21 protein-coding genes and 1 riboswitch are annotated in these 21,140 nt (G+C 64.1%); of the genes, 13 read left to right on the top strand and 8 right to left on the bottom strand.

Translation table 11 applies throughout. From position 1 onward, the window contains the following. Window positions 1–15 precede the first annotated feature (15 nt). Window positions 16–1,248 (top strand): DEAD/DEAH box helicase, encoded by a 1,233-nt coding sequence (locus AX756_RS10560; RefSeq protein ID WP_068310855.1) that lies wholly within the window; start codon window positions 16–18, stop codon window positions 1,246–1,248. A gap of 205 nt (window positions 1,249–1,453) precedes the next feature. Here AX756_RS10560 and AX756_RS10555 read toward each other — a convergent pair whose 3' ends face one another. Beyond that, window positions 1,454–2,284, bottom strand: coding sequence for a phosphogluconate dehydrogenase C-terminal domain-containing protein (locus AX756_RS10555; protein ID WP_068310852.1), 831 nt, complete (start codon window positions 2,282–2,284; stop codon window positions 1,454–1,456). A 123-nt stretch (window positions 2,285–2,407) separates the two neighbouring features. Between AX756_RS10555 and AX756_RS10550 the strand changes: the two genes are divergently transcribed. Further along, entirely contained in the window at window positions 2,408–3,778 is a 1,371-nt protein-coding gene (locus tag AX756_RS10550) for a four-carbon acid sugar kinase family protein (RefSeq protein WP_068310849.1), read from the top strand. A 31-nt stretch (window positions 3,779–3,809) separates the two neighbouring features. Beyond that, window positions 3,810–5,057: a 3-oxo-isoapionate-4-phosphate decarboxylase OiaX gene (gene oiaX / locus AX756_RS10545; protein WP_068310847.1), complete on the top strand. Its 1,248-nt coding sequence runs from the start codon at window positions 3,810–3,812 to the stop codon at window positions 5,055–5,057. 113 nt (window positions 5,058–5,170) lie between these two features. Here oiaX and AX756_RS10540 read toward each other — a convergent pair whose 3' ends face one another. Both AX756_RS10540 and AX756_RS10535 read right to left on the bottom strand, forming a co-directional pair. Beyond that, window positions 5,171–5,728 (bottom strand): DUF1523 family protein, encoded by a 558-nt coding sequence (locus tag AX756_RS10540; RefSeq protein ID WP_068310844.1) that lies wholly within the window; start codon window positions 5,726–5,728, stop codon window positions 5,171–5,173. A 12-nt stretch (window positions 5,729–5,740) separates the two neighbouring features. Then, complete coding sequence (locus AX756_RS10535) at window positions 5,741–6,142, bottom strand: hypothetical protein (protein ID WP_321186406.1); 402 nt, start codon at window positions 6,140–6,142, stop codon at window positions 5,741–5,743. Between the two features lie 22 nt (window positions 6,143–6,164). On the opposite strand from AX756_RS10535, the gene AX756_RS10530 reads away from it, so the two are divergent. Next, window positions 6,165–7,457, top strand: coding sequence for an acetylornithine deacetylase/succinyl-diaminopimelate desuccinylase family protein (locus tag AX756_RS10530; RefSeq protein ID WP_068310837.1), 1,293 nt, complete (start codon window positions 6,165–6,167; stop codon window positions 7,455–7,457). Window positions 7,458–7,707: 250 nt separating this feature from the next. Here the strand turns inward: AX756_RS10530 and AX756_RS10525 are convergent, their stop codons facing one another. Continuing rightward, complete coding sequence (locus AX756_RS10525) at window positions 7,708–8,133, bottom strand: YybH family protein (protein ID WP_068310834.1); 426 nt, start codon at window positions 8,131–8,133, stop codon at window positions 7,708–7,710. A 254-nt stretch (window positions 8,134–8,387) separates the two neighbouring features. Between AX756_RS10525 and AX756_RS10520 the strand changes: the two genes are divergently transcribed. Next, on the top strand, window positions 8,388–9,308 hold the full coding sequence (locus tag AX756_RS10520) for a DMT family transporter (RefSeq protein WP_231701030.1): 921 nt from the start codon (window positions 8,388–8,390) through the stop codon (window positions 9,306–9,308). A gap of 9 nt (window positions 9,309–9,317) precedes the next feature. Here the strand turns inward: AX756_RS10520 and purD are convergent, their stop codons facing one another. Then, on the bottom strand, window positions 9,318–10,592 hold the full coding sequence (gene purD, locus AX756_RS10515) for a phosphoribosylamine--glycine ligase (protein ID WP_068310831.1): 1,275 nt from the start codon (window positions 10,590–10,592) through the stop codon (window positions 9,318–9,320). A 120-nt stretch (window positions 10,593–10,712) separates the two neighbouring features. Between purD and AX756_RS10510 the strand changes: the two genes are divergently transcribed. Together AX756_RS10510 and xseA are read left to right on the top strand one after the other, a co-directional pair. Beyond that, the gene (locus tag AX756_RS10510) at window positions 10,713–11,495 is read left to right on the top strand and encodes a methyltransferase domain-containing protein (protein WP_068310828.1); all 783 of its coding nucleotides are present in this window, start codon (window positions 10,713–10,715) and stop codon (window positions 11,493–11,495) included. A gap of 63 nt (window positions 11,496–11,558) precedes the next feature. Next, entirely contained in the window at window positions 11,559–13,103 is a 1,545-nt protein-coding gene (gene xseA, locus AX756_RS10505) for an exodeoxyribonuclease VII large subunit (RefSeq protein WP_068310825.1), read from the top strand. 59 nt (window positions 13,104–13,162) lie between these two features. On the opposite strand, the gene AX756_RS10500 is transcribed toward xseA, so the two are convergent. Continuing rightward, the gene (locus AX756_RS10500) at window positions 13,163–13,564 is read right to left on the bottom strand and encodes a hypothetical protein (RefSeq protein WP_068310823.1); all 402 of its coding nucleotides are present in this window, start codon (window positions 13,562–13,564) and stop codon (window positions 13,163–13,165) included. A gap of 120 nt (window positions 13,565–13,684) precedes the next feature. Between AX756_RS10500 and AX756_RS10495 the strand changes: the two genes are divergently transcribed. The 5 genes from AX756_RS10495 (at window position 13,685) to AX756_RS10475 (ending at window position 18,253) form a co-directional block, all read left to right on the top strand. Next, window positions 13,685–14,353, top strand: coding sequence for a lysoplasmalogenase family protein (locus tag AX756_RS10495; protein ID WP_068310820.1), 669 nt, complete (start codon window positions 13,685–13,687; stop codon window positions 14,351–14,353). Window positions 14,354–14,436: 83 nt separating this feature from the next. Beyond that, window positions 14,437–15,624: a signal recognition particle-docking protein FtsY gene (ftsY, locus tag AX756_RS10490; protein WP_068310818.1), complete on the top strand. Its 1,188-nt coding sequence runs from the start codon at window positions 14,437–14,439 to the stop codon at window positions 15,622–15,624. Window positions 15,625–15,855: 231 nt separating this feature from the next. After that, window positions 15,856–16,758, top strand: coding sequence for an EamA family transporter (locus AX756_RS10485; RefSeq protein WP_068310816.1), 903 nt, complete (start codon window positions 15,856–15,858; stop codon window positions 16,756–16,758). Between the two features lie 53 nt (window positions 16,759–16,811). Next, window positions 16,812–17,420: an inner membrane-spanning protein YciB gene (locus AX756_RS10480; RefSeq protein ID WP_068310814.1), complete on the top strand. Its 609-nt coding sequence runs from the start codon at window positions 16,812–16,814 to the stop codon at window positions 17,418–17,420. Window positions 17,421–17,551: 131 nt separating this feature from the next. Beyond that, window positions 17,552–18,253, top strand: a complete 702-nt coding sequence (locus AX756_RS10475) for a dimethylsulfonioproprionate lyase family protein (protein ID WP_068310812.1) — start codon at window positions 17,552–17,554, stop codon at window positions 18,251–18,253. An 89-nt stretch (window positions 18,254–18,342) separates the two neighbouring features. On the opposite strand, the gene AX756_RS10470 is transcribed toward AX756_RS10475, so the two are convergent. After that, window positions 18,343–19,047 carry a glutathione S-transferase N-terminal domain-containing protein gene (locus AX756_RS10470; RefSeq protein ID WP_194247530.1) on the bottom strand — a complete coding sequence of 235 codons (705 nt, stop codon included), beginning with the start codon at window positions 19,045–19,047 and terminating at the stop codon, window positions 18,343–18,345. Between the two features lie 338 nt (window positions 19,048–19,385). After that, window positions 19,386–19,464: riboswitch (SAM riboswitch) on the top strand. A 44-nt stretch (window positions 19,465–19,508) separates the two neighbouring features. Here AX756_RS10470 and metZ point away from each other — a divergent pair. Continuing rightward, complete coding sequence (gene metZ, locus AX756_RS10465) at window positions 19,509–20,696, top strand: O-succinylhomoserine sulfhydrylase (protein WP_068310810.1); 1,188 nt, start codon at window positions 19,509–19,511, stop codon at window positions 20,694–20,696. Between the two features lie 204 nt (window positions 20,697–20,900). On the opposite strand, the gene AX756_RS10460 is transcribed toward metZ, so the two are convergent. Continuing rightward, complete coding sequence (locus AX756_RS10460) at window positions 20,901–21,110, bottom strand: DUF2061 domain-containing protein (protein WP_068310808.1); 210 nt, start codon at window positions 21,108–21,110, stop codon at window positions 20,901–20,903. Between the last annotated feature and the right edge of the window lie 30 nt (window positions 21,111–21,140).

Genomic DNA, 21,140 nt, shown 5'->3' with positions numbered 1-21,140 from the left:
ATTGGAAACAGACATATGACTTTTGAAACACTCGGGCTGGCACCGCGCCTTGTTCGCAAACTTGCTGAGCAGGGCATCACCGACCCGACGCCGATCCAGACCAAAGCAATCCCGCATGCGCTCGCCGGGCGCGACGTCATGGGCATCGCCCAGACCGGCACCGGCAAGACGGCGGCTTTCGGCCTGCCGATGGCCCATAACCTGCTTGGGATGGGCAGCGCGCCCGAACCGAAATCGGTGCGCGGACTGATCCTCGCCCCGACCCGCGAACTGGCCAAGCAGATCGCCGACAACCTCGCGGCCTATACAAACGGCACGCATCTGAAGGTGAACCTTGTCGTCGGCGGCGCCTCCCTCAACGCGCAGGCAAACCGGCTTCACCGGGGCACGGACCTGCTCGTGGCAACGCCCGGCCGGTTGATCGACCTGATTGAACGCAAGGCTGTCCGGCTCGACCAGACCCGCTACCTCGTTCTCGACGAGGCCGACCAGATGCTGGACATGGGCTTCATCCACGCACTTCGCCGCATCGCGCCGCTGCTGTCGAAGGACCGCCAGACCATGCTGTTCTCGGCCACCATGCCGAAGCTGATGGCGGACCTGTCGAAAACCTATCTCACAGACCCGATCCGTATCGAGGTCAGCCCTCCGGGCAAGCCTGCCGACAAGGTCGAGCAGGGGCTGCATTTCGTCGAACAGGCCGGAAAGACTTCGCTCTTGATCGAGCATCTCGATGCGCATCGCGCCGAAATGGCGCTGGTCTTCACGCGCACGAAACATGGTGCGAACCGCCTGGCCGGGGCGCTGGAGAAAGCGGGTTACGCCGTTGGCGCGATCCATGGCAACAAGTCCCAGGGCCAGCGGGACCGGGCGATCAAGGCATTCAAGTCGGGCGAGCTGAAAGTGCTGGTGGCCACGGATGTCGCGGCGCGCGGGCTGGACATTCCGGGTGTGCGGCATGTCTACAACTACGATCTGCCCAATGTTCCCGACAATTACGTGCACCGTATTGGCCGTACCGCGCGGGCTGGCCGCGATGGCCGCGCCGTTACCTATTGTGCGCCGGCGGAAATGTCGGAGCTGAAGGCGATCCAGAAGACGATGGGGCGCGAGATCCCCGTGCAGGGCGGCACGCGCTGGTCCGGGTCCCAGGCCGAGACCCCGCGGCGTGGTAACCAGTCCAAACCGTCGCGTCCGAATGCCAAAAGCCGCCCGCGGCGCCGGACTGGCGGTCGCAAGGCGGCCTGACGCAAAAAAGCGTTTCGGGGAAACCATGGGACATTCGTATCGCCTTTTTGCGTCTGAAGGGACGCCGGGAGGTGAGGGAAGGCGATCTGTTTTCCCCGAAACTCTGTAACGTACCGCGCGTCGGGCCTGGCTTTGTATCAGGCCCGGGCGCTGCGGCCCCCGCGATGTTGTCGGGAGCCGGTTTGGGCGTTTGCGCTGGGCGCGATCAGGTGATCCGCTCGACGCTCGCGGCGATCTCGTCATCGTCGAAGCAGCGCTTCCAGTCATCCTTCATCAGCACGGGAATGCCGTATTCGATGGCCTTGTTGGCCGCATCGGAGAAGACGCCCTTGTGCTGGTCGAAGGTCACCGCACCCATGATGTTCATGTGCCCAAGCAAGAAGTCGCGCGCGCAATCATAGCTCACGCCCTTGGAGATCACCTCGTCCATCGCCTGACGCAGCACCGCCATCAGCGAGCCGTTGACTGTCTCGGACAGGCCCGGCTCCAGCAGCGCGAACTGTTTCAGCGTCACGCGGTGCGAGCGCGCAACCGGCGCGTAGATCGTCCGGGCGACCTCGTTGCCAACCTCGTAATCGCCCTCCGGCCCCTGGATCAGAACGTTGACGACGCCTTGTTTGGCAGCGATCCCGCCAAAATAGTCGCGCCGGCCTTCCGGCGTATCCTCGTCGTTCCAGATCGGCGGATGGCAGGGATGAGACATGAAATAGGTGACGTCCGCGCGTTCCGGCAGGTGGCCGGCAAAGGGCGCCGCGCCGTCGAGGCAGAAGAGCATCGCGCCGGGCTTCACCTTGTCGATGATGGCATGGGAGATCTTGCCGATCAGCGTGTCCGGCACGGCGAGCACGATCACGTCGGCGCCCGCGAGCGCGGTATCGGGATCGACGCAATCGACGCCGAACGTTTCCTTCACGCGTTTTTGCCCGTCCTCAGACACTTCCACATGAAGGGTCTCGAAGGCGTCCGTCTTGGCGAGGTTCGCGCCAAGACGCATCCCCATTTTTCCGCCAGCTCCAAACAAGGCCAATTTCGTCACGTCTGTTTCTCCTTCTGTCCACTCCCGCCACGGCAGGAATCAGGTTGACAACTGGTATGATGAGTTAATAACTATGCCAGCATAGCGACTGTCAACAAAAAAGCTGCAGCGATGGGGAAACAAATGTCGAAATCGGACCGCCTCGATGCGGGCATTCTCGTTGCCTGGTATGGCGATGACTTCACCGGAGCGGCCGCGACGATGGAGGTGCTGACCTTCTCGGGGCTTCCGGCGATCCTGTTTCTCGATGTGCCGACGGCCGAACAGCTGGAGCGGTTCCCTGACCTGCGTGCAATCGGTGTCGCCTCCACTGCGCGGACGATGTCGCCGGCTTGGATGGACGAAAACCTGCCGGCAGTGTTCCAACGGCTGAAGGCCTTTGATCCGGCGCTCGTCCACTACAAGGTCTGCTCCACGCTCGATTCCTCGCCCGAAACCGGTTCCATCGGGCGCGCCATCGAGATCGGAGCAGCCACCTTCGGAGCAAGAGTCGTGCCCGTGCTGGTGGCCGCGCCGCAAATGCGCCGCTACCAGTGCTTCGGCCATCTCTTTGCCGGAATGGGCGATCAGGTCTTCCGGCTTGACCGGCACCCGGTGATGTCACGCCATCCGGTCACGCCGATGGACGAGGCCGATGTCGCCCTGCACATCGCCCGGCAATCGGACCGGCTCGACACCGCCTTGCTGTCGCTGGAGGACCTCGCACGCGGCGCTGACTTGCCGGAGATTGAAGCGGGACGGCTCTGCGCGGTGACGATCGACACCATGGATGCCAGTTCCGATGCCGCCGCCGGGCGCGCGATGTGGGAGGCGCGGGAGCGCAGCCGCTTCGTGATCGGCTCCCAAGGCGTCGAATATGCGCTGGTCGAGCATTGGTGCCAGAGCGGCCTGCTGGAGAGGGCGACCCCGCCGACCGGCATCGGGCGCTCAAATGGCATGATCTCGGTCTCCGGCTCCGTGTCGCCGACAACGGCCGCGCAGATCGCATGGTCGAAGCAGAACGGCTTCGCCTGCGTCGCCTTCGACGCCACGCAGGTCTGCCACGGACAAGAGGCCGTTGAGCGCGAGATCGAGCGCAGCGTCGCGGCCTGTCTGGCGGCCCTCTCCGAAGGGCGCGACCCGTTGGTGCATACGGCCGAGGGGCCGGACGATCCGGCAGTGCAACGGTTCCGCGAGGAGATCGCCGCGACGGGAACACCGATACAGGATGCCAACCGCACAATTGGCGAGTCGCTCGGCAAGATCCTGCACGAAGTGCTCCAGCGCAGCGGCGTGCGCCGCGCCATCGTCTCCGGTGGCGACACCTCGGGCTTTGCCACCCAGCAGCTCGGCATCTACGCACTGTCCGCCCTCGCGCCGACCATTCCTGGCGCTTCGATTTTCCGCGCCCACGCCGACGGACCGATGGATGGGCTGGAACTGGCGCTGAAAGGCGGCCAGATGGGCTCGCCGGATTACTTCGGCTGGGTGCGCGACGGCGGCGGGCCGCGCTGAGACAGGGCAACAGGGAAAACAGGGAAAAACCATGTCACGCAGCACGATCAAGGTCACATATCGGCTTGAAACGCCCGGTGATATCGAAGCGCTCGCCGCCAAGATCGCCTCGGATCAGTCCACCGGCACTTTCACCGAGCTTCCCGGCGAGACGGAGGCGGTCCGCGCCCGGTGCGCCGCGCGGGTCGAAGCCATCACCCGGCTTGCGCCGTCCGACACCCCCTCCTTTCCCGATCCCGGCGGCAGTGGGCCCTATAACCGTGCCGATGCGGTGATCTCTTATCCGCTGGAAGCGGTGGGGACCGATATCGCCGCGCTGATGACCATCACCGTCGGGGGCGTCTTTGCCGTGCGTGGACCCACCGGCATTCGCGTCATGGATTTCGACCTGCCACAGGAATGGGCGATCCATCCCGGCCCGCAATTCGGCATTCCTGGCTCGCGCCAACTGACGGGCGTGACCGAAGGGCCGATCATCGCCTCGATCATCAAGCCGTCGCTCGGGCTTCTGCCGGAGGAAACTGCAACGGTCGTCAAGCAGCTCTGCGAGGCCGGGGTCGACTTCATCAAGGATGACGAGAAGTTGATGAGCCCGGGCTACTCCTCGCTGGAGGACCGGGTGAAGGCGATCATGCCTGTCATTCTCGATCACGAGCAGAAGACCGGCAAGAAGGTGATGTATGCCTTTGGCATCTCCTCGGCCGACCCGGACGTGATGATGCGCAACCACGACTGCGTGGTCGCGGCCGGCGGCAACGCGGCGGTGATCAACATCAACTCCATCGGCCATGGTGGCATGTCCTTCCTGCGCAAGCGCTCGAAGCTCTGCCTGCATGCGCATCGCAATGGCTGGGACATTCTCACCCGCCATCCCGGCCTTGGCATGGAGTTTCGCGCCTACCAGAAGATCTGGCGCCTGCTCGGCGTCGACCAGTTCCAGATCAACGGCATCCGCGCGAAATACTGGGAGCCCGACGAGAGCTTCGTCCGCTCCTTCCACGACCTCGCCGAGCCGATCTTCTCACCGGCGGACCGCTCGCTGCCGGTTGTCTGTTCCGGCCAATGGGGCGGGCAGGCGGTGGATACCTATCGCCAGACCGGCCGGACGCTGGACCTGATGTATCTCGCCGGCGGCGGGGTTCACGGCCACCCGATGGGGCCGGCCGCGGGCGTGCGGGCCGTTCACCAGGCGTGGAAAGCCGCGGAAAGCGATGTCGAGCTGGCCGATTACGCGCTGGACCATCCGGAACTCGCGGCCGCGCTCGCCAAGTGGGGCTAGGTTCGAAGCCTCCGACACCCATGTGAGAGTAATAAGCGCGGGAGAGGGGGCAACACCCCCGTTTCCCGCGCTATTTCATGGCGTTGGCACACGGCGCGTGCCCGGCAGATGGATCAATCCAGTTCCTTGTCCTGCCTGTTTGCCCAGAATCTGCGCCAGCGCGTGTAGATCGCCAGCCAGATACATCCCAGAACGACGAGGATCGAGATCGAGATCCACGGGGTGACCCGCGCATCCGGCCCGTCGACCGGCTTCACCGAGATCGCGTTGGGATAGATCGAGGCATAGGGCAGGCGCCAGCCGTATCTCTTGACCGCCACCCATTGCGGGTTTTCCTTGGTCGATTTCAGGTCGGCCGCGATGGTTTGCAAGTTGGAGGTGTGGAACTTGAAATAGGGTGGCCAGCCCCAGCCCGTATCCTCGTTGCGATAGACCATCGGCTTGTCCTTGGCGCTCATCGCCTGGATGAAGAACACGTCGCGGCTGGTGGTGTTTACCGCCTCGCCGGTGCCCGAATGGGACCAGAAGATCGAGTTCTCGCCGAAATCGACGCGTTTTTCGTAGGTGTCGGTGATCCGCACCACGTCGTTGCGTGGCAGGGTGTAATGCAGGAAGCCCGCGATAACGGCCAGGATCAGAAGCCAGAGGGTCCAGCGGATGTAGTACCACATGGGGGAAGGTCCTCAGTTGTAATTCGTGAAATAGATGATGATCCCGATCAGCACGATCGGGACGATATAGACACCCAGGATTAGCTTTCGCCGCAGGGAGCCGTCGTATTCTTCGAGACCTTCGCGGATGAAGGCCTCCCGGTCGCCGGAGCGGATTTCCTCGTCCCATTCCTCTTCGAGCTTGTCGCGTCGTATCGCGCGCGAGTAGAACGACAGGCTGACATAGACGACGCTCAGCACGACGAAAAGGATCAGCAGCAGTCTGGCAAGCGCGGCCATCGGTAGCTCCGGGGTGGAGGCGCGACGGGCGCGCCCGGGTTTCCCCTCGTGATAGACCGACTGGCGGCCAAGCGCGACGGCTAAATTCGGCAGCCGGGCCATCCTGTCGCGGCTCAACGCCATTGCGGGCGCCATGTCACGGGCCTAGCCTGCAGGTATGGCCACGGATACAGACTCCCGGCTCGTCACTGCCATCGAGGCCCGGCGGGACGACCTGATTTCACTGACACAGGACCTCATCCGGATACCAACGCTGAACCCGCCGGGGCGGTACTACCGGGATATTTGTGAATATCTCGACGGGCGGCTGTCGGAAGCCGGCTTCCATGTAGAACTGGTGCGCGCCGAAGGAGCGCTCGCCGATAGCGACCGTTACCCACGCTGGAACATCGTCGCGAGCCGCGAAGGGCGCGCGGGCGGCGACACGGTGCATTTCAACTCTCACCATGACGTGGTCGAGGTGGGCAATGGCTGGAAATTCGATCCCTTCGGCGGCGAGCTTCACGACGGCCGCATCTATGGGCGCGGCGCCTGCGACATGAAGGGCGGGCTGGCCACCTCGATCATCGCGGCGGAAACCTTTGTCCACACCTTCCCCGATTTTCACGGTTCAGTGGAGATATCTGCAACCGCGGATGAGGAATCGGGTGGTTATGGCGGCGTGGCCTATCTTGCCGAGCAAGGCTGGTTCGACCCGATCCGCGTGCAGCACGTGATCATCCCCGAGCCGCTCAACAAGGACCGCATCTGCCTCGGTCATCGCGGCGTCTGGTGGGCGGAGATCGAAACCATGGGCCGGATCGCACATGGCTCGATGCCGTTCCTCGGCGACTGCGCGGTGCGCCACATGGGGGCCGTTCTGAGCGAGATGGAAGCCTATCTCTTCCCGCTGCTGGCCACCAAGCGGACAGAGATGCCGGTTGTGCCCGAAGGCGCCAAACAGTCCACGCTCAATATCAATGCCATCCATGGCGGTGAACCGGTTCAGGAAGACGATTATACCGGCCTTCCCGCGCCCTGCGTGCCGGACCGCTGCCGCATAACCATCGACCGCCGTTTCCTCATCGAGGAGGACATTGCCGAGGTGAAGGCCGAGGTGACCTCCATGCTGGAGCGGGTGAAGGGCGAGCGGCCCGGCTTCGAATACGAACTGCGGGACCTCTTCGAAGTGCAGCCGACCATGACGGCGGAAAATGCGCCGGTCGTGACCTCCGTTGCCCATGCCATCGAAAAGGTCCTGGCGCGCGCGCCGGATTACGTTGTCAGCCCCGGAACGTATGACCAGAAACATATCGACCGTATCGGGCGGCTGAAAAACTGCATCGCTTACGGGCCGGGCATTCTGGATCTCGCGCACCAGCCGGATGAGTGGGTGGGCGTCGATGACATGCTGGACAGCGCCAAGGTCATGGCGCTGACATTGGCGGAACTGCTGCTTTCGCCCTCGTGATGCGCTTTCGCGGAGCTGTCGCAAGACCGCCGCACCGTCGGTTTGCGTCCTGGAGCTTGGGGGCAGGGGGCCTTGTCAGGAAACCTCGACAAACCGACAGATCAGGCCGGGTGAGGCATCGGCGTCAGGCCCCGGTCGCCAGCGCAGTGGTCACCGCCCGCATGGTTGGCCTTCCGTGGTCCGGGCAGAAAGCTGGATCGCGTCTCGCTCCGAAGTCCCGACGCGTCGCCCCGGTTTTTCCTGACACGCTCTATGCAACGGCTTTCGTCGGCGTGAGTTCCATGGGGAGATCCGCCTGCTGGCAATCCAGATTACTGCTACAGGCGACAATCAGCCAGCCATGATCCGGGTCCAGCCGGATGACCCCGAGCGCAGTTCCCTCGAAGGTCTTGCTCTGCCCGGTGCCAGCGTCCGGGACCTGGTCCCGAAAGCGCCAGATCGCGTAGACATGATCGCCGATTGAGTCGATCTGCTGAACCTGCATTTCCCGTTCGGTGTGGTTCTCGATCCAGAATTCATGCAGCTGCTCGACCTGAGAACGCCCCCGGAACACGCCCCGCGGGGTGATGACCTTGCAATCCTCGTCGAAGAAGGCGAGGCAGGCTTGCACATCGCGCGCACGGAAATCCTCGCTGTAGGTATCCAGCATCAGTTGCAGTTCGGTCGTCAAGGACATGATCTTCTCCGGTGCTGGTATACCGACAGCCGAAGCTCGACGGGTGTTTGCCATGATTTCGCATGAAACCGTTAGAGAACCGTGAAAGTCGGCCCAGCGATCCACGCAGCCATGATCCGAAGCGCGCAATAAGAAGGGATTTCGGTGGCCCCACCTCCGCTTGCCTCCCGCCCGTGCCACGTATAGCGGTAGCCGGTAAGGCGCGCGGCGCGGGCAGGTTGCCCGTACCCGTTTCCGATCAGGAACAATCGATCATGACCGATACCCAAACCTTGTCGCCCGAGGCGATGGCCACCGCGCGGGGGAACTTGCTGGGATTGCTGCTACTGGCGTTTGGCTTTGCGCTGATGGCAACGGTTGACATGATCGCGAAATACCTCTCGCAGACCGTGCATCCTTTCCAGATCGTCTGGTTCCGGCAAATCGGGTTGCTGGTGGTCGCGGTCACATTCCTGGCGTTGAAGGGGCCGGGCCTGCTCAGGACGACACGGCCCGTTCTTCAGGTGGTTCGCGGTAGTACGGCGGTGTTTTCCGCCCTCTGTTTCATCACGGCAATCAGCTTTGTGCCTATTGCCGACGCGACGGCGGTGACCTTCGTGGCGCCGCTGATGGCCACGGCGATGGGGGCTCTTTTTCTCCGCGAGCCTGTCGGCCGCAGGCGCTGGACCGCCGTGTTTCTGGGCTTTGTTGGTGCATTGATCGTCATCCGGCCCGGATTCGGCGTCTTTCATCCGGCGATCGGACTTGTGGCCGTCGCGGCCGCGTTCTTTGCTATCCGGCAGATCCTGAGCCGGGTGATCGCTGCCACCGACCGCACGTCGACCACGATCGTCTATACCGGTCTTACCAGCTTCGTGCTGCTCTCGATGCTCCAGCCCTTCGTGTGGCAATGGCCGCAGGACGGGCGGATGATCCTGCTTCTCGTGGTGATGGCCGTCTGTGCGGCAGTCTCCGAGATCCTCGTGATCCGGGCCTTCGAGGTCGCACAGGTCGCGGTGGTCGCGCCGATGCATTACAGCATCATGATCTGGGCCACCCTCTATGGTTGGCTGATCTTCGGCCAGTTGCCCGATGGGTGGACATGGGCTGGAACGGCGTTGATCTTTGCCACCGGCATTTTCCTGATCTATCGCGAGCGCCTTGCCGCCCGGCGGATCACCGCGAGGCGAGGCTGACCGCGGGCCTTAGCCCTTGCCGCCGAGCGCGCGCCAGCCGATATCGCGGCGAAAGAATCCCTGCGGCCAATCCACGGCTTCGGCCATGGCATAGGCCCGCTCGCGCGCCTCTTGCAGCGTGCGACCCCGCGCGGTTGCGTTGAGAACCCGCCCGCCGGTGGCCGTCACCTTGCCGTCCACCTCGGTCGTGCCGGCGTGGAACATCATCTCCCAGCTTGTCTCGGGCAGATCGTCCAGCCCACCGATTACCGTGCCCTTCTCATAAGCGCCGGGGTAGCCCTCGGCGGCCAGCACCACGGTCATCGCGTGGTCCTCGGACCAGTTCACGTGCCGTTCGGCCAAGCGGCCCTCGGCGGCGGCCAACAGCAGGTCCAGCGCCTGTGCCCCCAGCCGCATCATCAGTGCCTGGCATTCCGGATCGCCGAAGCGGACATTGTATTCCACCAGCCGCGGCTTGCCGTCCTTGATCATCAGCCCGACATAGAGCACGCCACGATAGGGCGCGCCGCGCCGGGCCATTTCCGCCATGGTGGGCTTGACGATCTGCTCCAGCGTTGCCTCGACCAGTTCCGGCGTCATGATCGGGGCAGGGGAATAGGCGCCCATGCCGCCGGTATTGGGGCCGGTATCGCCCTCGCCGACGCGCTTGTGGTCCTGCGCCGTGCCGACGGGCAGCACCGTCTCGCCGTCGCAGAGCACGAAGAAGCTCGCCTCTTCGCCCTCCATGAATTCCTCGATGACGACTTCTGCGCCCGCCGCGCCAAAGGCTCCGCCAAGGATATCTTCGACACCTGCCAGAGCTTCGTCCTCGGTCATGGCCACGATCACGCCCTTGCCGGCGGCCAGCCCGTCGGCCTTGACCACGATGGGGGCGCCTTGTTCGCGGATATAGGCCCTGGCCAACTCCAGATCGTCGAACCGGGCCCACCCGGCGGTCGGGGCGCCTGCCGCGTCGCAGACCTCCTTGGTGAACCGCTTGGAGGCCTCCAACCGCGCGGCTTCCCTGGAGGGGCCGAAGACCGGGATGCCGGCTTCAGCCAACCGGTCCGCCACGCCAGCAGCCAGCGGTGCCTCGGGCCCGACGACGACGAAATCGATGCTCTCGGCTTCGGCAAACTCCACCACGGCTCCGCCATCGCAGATGTCGAAGCTCGCGCATTCGGCGATCTGCTCGATGCCGGCATTGCCGGGCGCCACGATCAGCCGGTCGCATTTGGGGTTCTGCAGGATCGCCCAGGCCAGGGCATGTTCGCGGCCGCCGCCGCCAAGCACCAGTATGTTCATGTCGTCTCCTCGGTCGGCCTTCTTCTAGGAGGGGCCGGGCCGGATCACAAGCACTCGCGGGCGGGGATTTGGTGTCGAAAGGGCTCTCTGTTACCTTGAGGAAGCCAAGGGAGAAAAAGGATGCTGGAATTCGACGCCGACACCACGCGCCTGCTTGAGCAATGCTATGTAGGCGCCGATGTCACGCGGCGCCGGAGAGCCTCGTTCGACCGCCTGCGGCCCGGACCCGGCGAGCGCATCGTCGATATCGGCTGCGGTAACGGCTTGCTGACGCTGGAACTGGCGCGCGCGGTCGGGGAGGGGGGCGAGGTGATCGGTGTCGATCCCAGCCCGGACATGCGTGCCGCGGCAGAGGACCGTTGTCGGGAGAGCCGCAACGTGCGCATCCTCCACGGGACCGCCGACGCGGTGCCCCTTGCAGATGAAACCGCCGACAAGGCGCTCTCTGTGCAGGTCTTCGAATACCTTTCCGATGTGCCCGCCGCGCTCACCGAGGCTTTGCGCATCCTGCGGCCGGGTGGGCGGCTTGTCCTGGGGGATATCCATTTCGGCTCGCTGGTCTGGCATAGCGACGATCCCGGCAGGATGAACCGGATGTGCGACTCCTGGGACCGCCATGCCGTCCATCTCGACCTGCCGGCGCATCTGCCGGGACTGCTGCGCGAGGCGGGTTTTGCCGTCGACGGCACCGACCCCGTGACAATCTGCGATTCCGAGATGCGGCCGGACGGGCTTGCGAGCATGATGCTCCGGCTGATGGAGCGCTACGCGGTGGCCAATGGCCACATGGAGGCCCCCGAGGCCGCCGCCTGGGCCGAGGAGCAGCATGCGCTGTCACAATCCGGGCGCTTCTTCTTCTCGATCAGCCATTATGTCACCATCGCCCACAAGCCGCATCGGTAGCGCCGCCGGTTTTCATCCGCTACCGCGAGCGATAGGTTGGCCCAAACGGCAGGAGAGCAGCCCATGTCAGACCTGATCGACGCGCCCGACGGCCCCGGCTCCAACGCGCCCGAGTTCACCGTTTCGGAGATTTCCGGCGCGGTGAAAAAGACGTTGGAAGGCGCCTTCGGCCGTATCCGCGTGCGTGGCGAGGTCGGCCGCGTGTTCCGGGCGCGCTCGGGGCATCTCTATTACGACATCAAGGACGAGCGGAACGTGCTCGCCTGCACCACCTGGAAAGGGCAGCTGGCAAACCTCACGGTGATGCCGGAAGAAGGCATGGAGGTGATCGTCTCCGGCCGGCTGACGGCCTTCGGGGCGCAGTCCAAGTACAACCTCAATGTCGAACAGGTCGAGCCGGCCGGCGCCGGCGCGCTGATGGCAATGCTGGAGAAACGCAAGAAACAGCTCGCCGCCGAAGGACTCTTCGAGGAGGCCCGCAAGCGCCCGTTGCCCTTCCTGCCCGAGATCATCGGCGTGGTCACATCGCCCTCGGGCGCGGTGATCCGCGACATCCTGCACCGGCTGCGGGACCGTTTCCCGCGCAAGGTGCTGATCTGGCCGGTGGCCGTGCAAGGGCGCGATTGCGCTCCCCAGGTCGCCGCCGCCATCGAAGGGTTCAACCGGCTCAGCCCCGGCGGACCCTTGCCGCGCCCCGATGTGATCATCGTCGCCCGCGGTGGCGGCTCCATCGAGGATCTCTGGGGGTTCAACGAGGAGATCGTCGCCCGTGCCGCCGCCGCCTCGCAGATCCCGCTGATCTCGGCCGTCGGCCACGAGACCGACACCACCCTGATCGACTTCGTCTCAGACCGCCGTGCCCCGACGCCGACCGCGGCCGCCGAAATGGCGGTGCCCGTGCGGCTCGAACTGCTGGCCCATCTCGACAGCCAGGGCGCGCGGCTTTCCGGGGCGCTCTCCCGCAACATGACCCGCCGCGGCGAACGTCTGCGCGACCTCGCCCGCGCCCTGCCGCGTCCCGACAGCCTGCTGGCCACGCCGCGCCAGCGCTACGACAACGCCGCCAGTCGCCTGCCGCTGGCACTGCGAACCGGCGTGCAAAGCCGCCGCCTCGGTCTCGCCCGCATCACCGCCCCGCTGCGCCCGCGACTGCTGACCCAACGGCTGCAATCCCTCTCCGACCGGCTGGAAGCCTCGGCCAAGCGGCTGGTCCCGGCGCTCGCGCGTGGAACCTCCCGGGCCCGGCAAGACCTCGACGCCCGCGCCGCGCGCCTCTCGCCTGCGCCACTGCTGCGTGAAAACACCCGACGCAAGGAAAGGCTGGCCGAGCTGTCCCGTCGCCTGCAAACGGCGAGCCAGACCGCCGTCGCCGGTCGCCGCGACCGCCTCTCATCGCTGGAACGCATCCTGCAAAGCCTCAACTACGAGGAAACGCTCAAGCGCGGCTATGCCGTCATCCGCGGCGATGGCGCCGTCGTCACCACGAAAGCCGCCGCCGAACAGGCCCGCAACCTGGAAATCCAGTTCGCCGATGGCCGCCTGAACCTGGGCCAGACGAAGACCGCCAAACCACGCAAGGACAAACCCGAACAGGGAAGCCTGTTCTGACAACCCGAATTCTTCTGACGACAAATATCCTCGCCGAAGGCATGCGCGCTCGCGCGCTTTCAAGCCCCAACCTTGGGTCCGAGACAGAACAGCTCCTCTTCCGTCTCCCCGGCCTCGTAAAGTTCCGTCCCCGTCTCCTCCCCGTCGAACAGCGCCCGAAGCCCGCCGCCTTCGGCATGGAAGGTCCAGCATTGCTGCCCTTCGATTCCCTCATAGACGAAACAGATCATCTCCCCTTGCGGGTACCAGTACCCGTCCTGGCATTCGCCATCGAGGAAGCTCCAAGTCACCTTTCTTCCCGGCATGTACCTCTCGGCGCCATACGCCCGGCCATGGGAATAGAACAGAAGCGTGCGTCCCTCGGTATGGGCCTCGAATGCCTCCGCCGAAAGCGGCCCCTCGGCGTTCGCGGGGGCGCAGAACGTCATCGCGATCACAACACTGACGAATAGGCGGCGCATGGCGGCTCCCGGAAAATTGCCCGGCCAACATGCCAGATCCTCTGCCGCCACTCCAGCCCGCCCGAAAGGCACGTGGCGAAACGGATGACAGGGCCGCCGCCTTCCCTTAAGCCGCAGACCATGTCCCTCTTCTCCGTTCCCCTCGCCCTGCTGGCGACGCTCTCTTCGGCGACTTATCTGATGTCCTTCTGCGCTTCCCCGCCGAGCCTCGTCAAATCCGCACTGAAAACGGCATCGACCCTTCTGCTCGCGCTCTCGGCCGTCACCGCCGGAGCAACGCCCTGGCTCATCGCTGCGCTTTGCCTTGGTGCATTGGGAGACTTGCTGCTCTCGCGGGACGGACAGAGGGCTTTCCTGCTCGGATTGATCGCCTTCGCAATCGCCCATCTGGCCTATGTCGGACTGTTTGTTTTCGAGGCCGGTGCCGAATTTGCGGAGTTGGCCAAGGGCGAGAACCTCGTCGCGGCCTTCCTGCTGCTGGCCTTCGGCGGCGTGATGGCGGGCTTTCTCTGGCGGCCGGCAGGCGAGATGCGCTGGCCGGTCATGGCCTATGTCGTGGTGATCCTTGCCATGGGCCTGTCCGCTGTCGCGCTTCCCGAAAGCGCTGGCATCTGGCCTTTGCTGGCCGCGCTGCTCTTCATCGCATCGGACGCGATTCTGGCCAGCGAGCTCTTCCTGCTCCCGCAACGGCATCCGGCGCGCCGGTTCGCACCCTACGCGGTCTGGTCACTCTACTGGTGCGCCCAGGCGCTGTTTCTTGTAGCTTTCCTACCGCTGCCGCCTGTGTGAGGCCGCATTCATGCGGCATTGCCGGGCTTCCAAATCGCGCGGCTTGTGATTAGGTGAGAAGGAGTCCCAGCGGAAAGACCCCCATGGCATTTTTCAGTAAACTCAAGGATCGGCTGTTCAAATCCGCCTCCAAGCTCGAAGAGGGGCTGGATGCCATCGTGCAGGATGGCGGCGAGGAAGAGGCGATCAAGCCGGACACCCCGACCCGGATCGCACAGGATCCCGAGCCGGAACCCGCGCCCGAACCTGCCCGCCCGCCCGAACCGGCGGTCCCCGAGCCGGTGACACCGGAGGCGCCGCAGCCGGGCGATCCCTTCCCCGATGCGCCGCCGTCGGAAATGCCCCAACCGGAGCTGCCCCCCGAGACATCCGCCGCGCCCGCCCGGCCGGGCCTCATGGGCCGCCTATTCGGACGCAGCGAGCCGACAACGGTGGTGCGACGCGCGCTCGATGACGACATGCTCGAACAATTGGAGGAGTTGCTCATCGCCTCCGACATGGGAGTCGACACCGCGCTGCGGGTGACGGCGAACATGGCCGAGGGGCGCTTTGGCAAGAAACTCTCTACCGCCGAGATCAAGTCTCTGCTCGCCTCCGAAGTCGCCCGCATCATGGAACCGGTCGCTCGTCCGCTGCCGCTTTACGCGAAGAAACCGCAGGTTGTGCTGGTGGTCGGCGTGAACGGCTCGGGCAAGACCACGACCATCGGCAAGCTCGCCAGCCAGTTCCGCGCCGCCGGAAAGAAGGTTGTGATCGCCGCGGGCGACACATTTCGTGCGGCGGCGGTCGAGCAGCTTCAGGTTTGGGGCGACCGGGCAGGCGTTCCCGTCCTGACAGCTCCCGAAGGCTCCGATCCCGCGAGCCTTGCCTATGACGCCATGGAAAAGGCGCAGCGCGACGGGGCAGATCTGCTGATGATCGATACGGCCGGCCGGCTGCAAAACCGTGCCGACCTTATGGAAGAACTTGCCAAGATCGTCCGCGTTATCCGCAAGAAAGACCCGGACGCGCCGCATAACACCCTCCTCGTGCTGGACGCGACCACCGGACAGAACGCGCTGTCCCAGGTCGAGACCTTCCAGAAGCTTTCCGACGTTTCCGGCCTCGTCATGACCAAGCTCGACGGCACCGCGCGCGGTGGCGTGCTGGTCGCACTGGCCGACAAGTTCGGCCTGCCGATCCACGCCATCGGCGTCGGCGAGCAGATCGACGATCTGCAGCCCTTCGACCCGGAAGAATTCGCCGCCGCCCTGACCGGCGCGGACGCCTAGAGCCGGCCCACGCTTTTCGTCAAAATATCTGCACAGCCAAAGCAACCCGGCGAAAACGGGAACCTGCGAACAAGGCGAAGCTCTCGCTGTTGTCGCGCGGAGCCATCAGGGGCGAGCGGATGGCGCGCGTCGATCACGCGGGCTTCAAATAGGCCTGACTTCCGACGTATGGGAAAGCCCGAGGAACCAACAGATGCGCAACCGCTGGCTGCGCCGCAGCCGGGGTGAGACGTGTCGGACTGGATCATTTCGCTTGAGGGCACGGAGGCCGGGGCCCTGCTCGCTACCCTGCTGGCGCTGGGCGCGGCCTTCCTGCATGCCGTCTTCGGGGCACTGCAAAAGGGGCGTTTCGATCCTTGGCTGAGCCGCGGGGCGATCGACGCGTGGCTGTTCGTGATCTCCGCCCCTGTCGCCCTGTTCCTGGTGCCATGGCCGGAGGGGCGGGAATGGCTGATCATGATCGGCGTCATGGTGATCCATTTCGCCTACAAGATCGGCATGGCGCTGGCTTTTTCTCGCGGCGCCTTCACGGTGGTCTACCCGGTCGTGCGTGGTTCCGGACCGCTCTTCACCGTCTTCGGAGCCTGGATCATCTTCGGCGAAACCTTCACGCTCATTCAGTGGGTTGGCGTGCTGGTACTGGTGTCGGGCATTTTCGGGCTGGCCGTCTACAACCTGATCCATGTCGAGATCGAGCGCGACACCCTTGTGCCCGCGCTCTGGCTGGCGGTGGGCACTGGCGCGCTGGTCGCGCTCTATACCACCTACGACGCCTACGGCATCCGCGCCACGCCGGACCCGTTCACCTTTCTTGCATGGTTCTTCTTCCTCACGGCCATGGACATGCCGGTAATCGCCGCCCTGCGCTGGCGCAACCTGCGCCACCGGCCCGATCCGCGCCCGCTGCTGGCGATGGGCTTTTTCGGCGCATTGGTGGCATGGGGTAGTTTCGGCTCGGTCATGTTGGCAACCCGGCTCGACAAGGTGGGCGAGGCGGCCGTCCTGCGCGAAACCTCGACCGTCTTTGCCGCGCTGATCGGCTGGCTGGTGCTCAAGGAAAGCGTCGGCCCGCGCCGGCTCGCGCTGATGAGCACAATCGCGTTAGGCGCCGTCATCATGGAGCTGGGCGGTTGACACTGCCGTAAAAAACGGCTGCAACCCTTCCAAGTTAACCCGGAGCCCACGCAATGGACGAAAAAAAGATCAATCCGCTCCTGAAACAGGTGCTGGAACTTGGCCCGACCATTGCCTTCTTCGTGGCTTACATGCGTATGCGCGAGCAGACCTACATGCTCGGTGGCACCGAGTATGACGGTTTTATAGTCGCTGCCGCCGCCTTCGTGCCGATCCTGCTGGTGGCGATGGCGATCCTGTGGAAGCTGACCGGCAAGCTCTCCCGCATCCAGGTGTTTACAGCGGTGCTGGTGATCGTCTTCGGCGGTCTGACCGTGTGGTTCAACGACGAGACCTTCTTCAAGATGAAGACGACAATCGTCTACGGCCTCTTCGCCATCCTGCTCGGAATCGGCCTGCTTCAGGGGCGCAGCTACCTCGCCTGGGTCCTGGGCGACGCCATGCCCATGGCGCAGGAAGGCTGGATGAAACTCACCCGACGGCTGACCTATGGCTTCGCTGCTCTGGCCGTGGCAAATGAGTATGTCTGGCGCACCATGTCCACCGATGCCTGGGTGAAGATCGAGACCTTCGGATTCCCGATCGCGCTCTTCATCTTCCTCTCGGTGCAGGTCTTCACCCTGCAGAAATACATGGAACTGGAAGACGAACCGGCCGAATAGGCCGGTTTCACACCATTGCCTTGTCGTTGGGCCGTGTCGCCTGCAGCATCTCCCATGCCGCCCGTGTCTCTTGACGGAATGCGTGCAAGCAATAGCCTCTTTGCGATCAACCGCATGAAACGAGGCATGTCGTGACCGAAAACCTTTCCGATCCCCCGGCTGCCCGCCGCCTGCAGGACGATCCGAACTGGCTCTACCTGTTGCGGGAATTCGAGACGCTCTATCGCTATGGCTCCCCCGGTGGCAGCAAGGCCATCCGCGCCCATCGCCGCAAGATCCGTGAAAGGCTCTCGCAGGTGATCGACGCCAACCCGGAAATCCTACCGCGCGAACCTGCGGAAAAGCCGGTCACCGCGTTCCTGCCGCGCGCGCTCGATATCGCGGCGCGCGGGTCGGTCCACGCCCTGTCGCGCGCCTTTGGACGGATCTGCCCGGCGCTGACCTGGGAATACGGATACGAGAAAGTGCCTAGGACGCTCGAAAAGAAATACGCCTATTGCGAGGTTCTGGGGCCCAAGGGGCCGGTTCAAGCCGAAAAACTCATCCTCGGCTTCGTGCTCTTCGCGCCGCGCACGACCTATCCGCAGCATAGCCATCATGACATCGAGGAAAGCTATGTTTCTGTGGCCGGCGCATGGTCCGAAAACGACGCGGCCGTCTACGCGCCCGGCTCTCTGATCCTGAACAATCCCGGTCATGAACACCGCATCACCACCGGCGATCAGGAACCCTGCCTGCTCGCCTATGCCTGGACTGGAACCCAGGAACGGCTCGTCGCGCCGGGAATGAAATTCTCCTCCACCCGCAAGATCCGGGCCGCCAAGGGGATCTGAGCCCCGAAGAGGAAAGGCGTCTGGCTTCCTCTTTAGCGGAAATGTCCCCGGTGGGGGTAGGCCCCGCCCGTGCTCCGCGCGAAACGACGCTAGCGCCGGAACAGTACCGACTGGCTCGCCTTGTCCTTCCGGAAATCGCCCCGCTTTTCAGCCGCAAGCGCGCGTCCCCGCTGCACGCCCGGGCGCGCGCCCATCGTCTCCAACCAGCGCGCCATATGCGGCTTGTCGTCCAGCGTCTGCTGCTGCCCTTCCCAGAGCGAGGCCCAGCCCCAGATCGCCATATCGGCAATCGAATAGAAATCGCCGGCCACGAATTCATGCTTTGCCAATTGCCGGTCCAGCACGCCGTAAAGTCGCGCAGTTTCGGCCCGATAGCGGTCTTTCGCATAGGGCAGGTCATTAGGCGGATCCATCGCCGGGGCGTATTTCAGAAAATGATGCGCCTGTCCCGCCATTGGGCCAAGCCCGCCCATCTGCCACATCAGCCACTGGTCGACGGCGATGCGTTCGCGCTCGCTCTCACCGTAAAAACGTCCGGTCTTTCGCGCGAGATAGAGCAGGATGGCGCCGGATTCGAAGATCGAGATCGGCGCACCATCCGGACCCTCCGGGTCGGTGATCGCCGGCATCTTGTTGTTGGGCGCGATCTTGAGGAAATCCTGCTCGTACTGCTCCCCCTTGCCGATATCGACGAGGTGCAACTCATAGGGCAGCGCCATTTCTTCCAGCGCAATGGACACTTTCCAGCCATTTGGCGTCGGCCAGAAATAAAGATCTATCAGCTTCTGCTGCATTTGGCGCTCCTCTCTATCCAGCGGACAGAATGCCGCTCAGGCGGCGAAGGGCAAGGGCGGAATGTGCTTTGCGAAGCTGCACGCACACTGCCGCTCGTCTGCCGGCTCTGGCCGCACCACCGCCATCGGAAGACGCCGGCGCGACATGTCGCGCGCCATCGGTACCGACCCCGACCGGAGGCATCGTCACCCTTCCTCGCGATCTTGCCCGGTTGGAAAAGCAGCAAGGCTACAGCGGGGAGACGGCCCGATTGCACGACCGTGACGTATCGGTAACGAAATGGTAACGCTCCCGGCCCGCGCTTGACGAGGCCACCGTCAGGGCGATAACTGCCCCACACGAGACTCGTGGCGATTTGTGCACCGGATTGCGGGCCACGTTAAACATGCCGCTAAAGAGGTCAGAAGCGGGTCGCCCCGCCGCTGGCTGCGGTGGGGCTTTTTTGTTGGGAGGTCTCCAAATGGAAGACTGGAAAACACGCACCAAGATGATACATTCCGGCATTCGCCGCAGCCAGTATGGCGAGGTGGCCGAAGCGATCTTCATGACCCAGGGCTTCGTCTATGACAGTGCCGAGCAGGCCGAGGCCCGCTTCATCGAGGCCGGGCCGGACGAGTTCATCTATGCCCGCTATGGCAACCCGACTGTGAAGATGTTCGAGGATCGCATCGCCGCGCTTGAAGGTGCGGAAGATGCCTTTGCAACTGCCTCCGGGATGGCGGCCGTCAACGGCGCACTGACCTCCATGCTGAAGGCGGGCGACCATGTTGTGGCCGCGCGGGCGCTGTTCGGCTCCTGCCTCTATATTCTCGAAGAGGTGCTGACCCGCTTCGGAGTCGAGGTCACCTTTGTCGATGGCACCGATCTCGATCAGTGGAAGCGGGCAATCAACAAGGACACCAAGGCGGTGTTCTTCGAATCGATGTCCAACCCGACGCTGGAGGTGATCGACCTGCCGTCAGTCGCTAGGCTGGCCCGTCGCGTCGGCGCAAAGGTCATCGTCGACAATGTCTTTGCCACGCCCGTCTTTTCGCGTGCTTTGGAACAGGGCGCCGACGTTGTCGTCTACTCGGCCACCAAGCATATCGACGGGCAGGGCCGTGCATTGGGGGGCGTGATCCTCGGCACCAAGGAGTTTATTCGCAAGACGGTCGAGCCCTATCTCAAGCATACCGGCGGCTCGATGAGCCCGTTCACGGCCTGGATCATGCTCAAGGGTCTGGAAACGCTCGACTTGCGCGTGCGGGCACAGGCCGCCACGGCGCAGGCCATGGCAGAAGCGCTTCAATGGGATACGCGGCTGGAACGGGTGATCTATCCCGGCCTCGAACAGCACCCGCAGCATGTGCTGGCCGGGCAGCTTCTCGAAAAGCCGGGCACGGTTCTGTCGCTCGACATCAAGGGCGGGCAGGCGGCGGCATTCCGCTTCCTCAATGCGCTCCAGATCATGACGATTTCGAACAACCTCGGCGACGCGAAATCCATTGTCACGCACCCGGCGACCACGACGCATCAACGCCTGAGCGATGAGCAGAAGGAAATGCTGGGTATCACGCCGGGACTGGTGCGCGTGAGCATCGGTATCGAGGATACCGATGACCTGATCGCCGATGTGAAACAGGCGCTGGACGCGGCGGAGGCCGCGTAGAGAAGAGCCCTTGCACGGATCTGCCGATAGATAGCGCGCTGCATGCGCGAACGATCCTGCGGATCGTGCCTCCGGCGGAGGTATTGGTGGAAAGATGAAAGCGGGTCGCGCTTATCATCCTCTTTTCGAACATATTCTGGCGGAGTGCTCGCAAGAGTACCGGGGGCAGAGCCCCCCGAATCCGCCGTCGACGGCTCCTTGCGTCTATTCGGAGATCCGTCCCCAGCGAACCCGGGCCCAGGCACGTTCGTGCAGCATGTAGGTGACCATGCCTGACGCCGCGCCGAGCAGGGCGATGGCGCCGCCAGTTCCTGCCGATCCCGTCACCGTCCAGGTGATCGCGGTCATCACCACTAGTCCCATTGCCTGCCATGTCAGGGCCTTCACGAAACTGCGCCTGGGGGTCTCGGTCATGTCCATTCTCCGGATCTTGTTGGCTTTTTC

Origin of the sequence: Aliiruegeria sabulilitoris (assembly GCF_001558155.1) — a bacterium.
Taxonomy (GTDB): Bacteria; Pseudomonadota; Alphaproteobacteria; order Rhodobacterales; family Rhodobacteraceae; genus Tropicimonas; species Tropicimonas sabulilitoris.
This window is presented reverse-complemented; position numbering and strand designations above follow the sequence as displayed.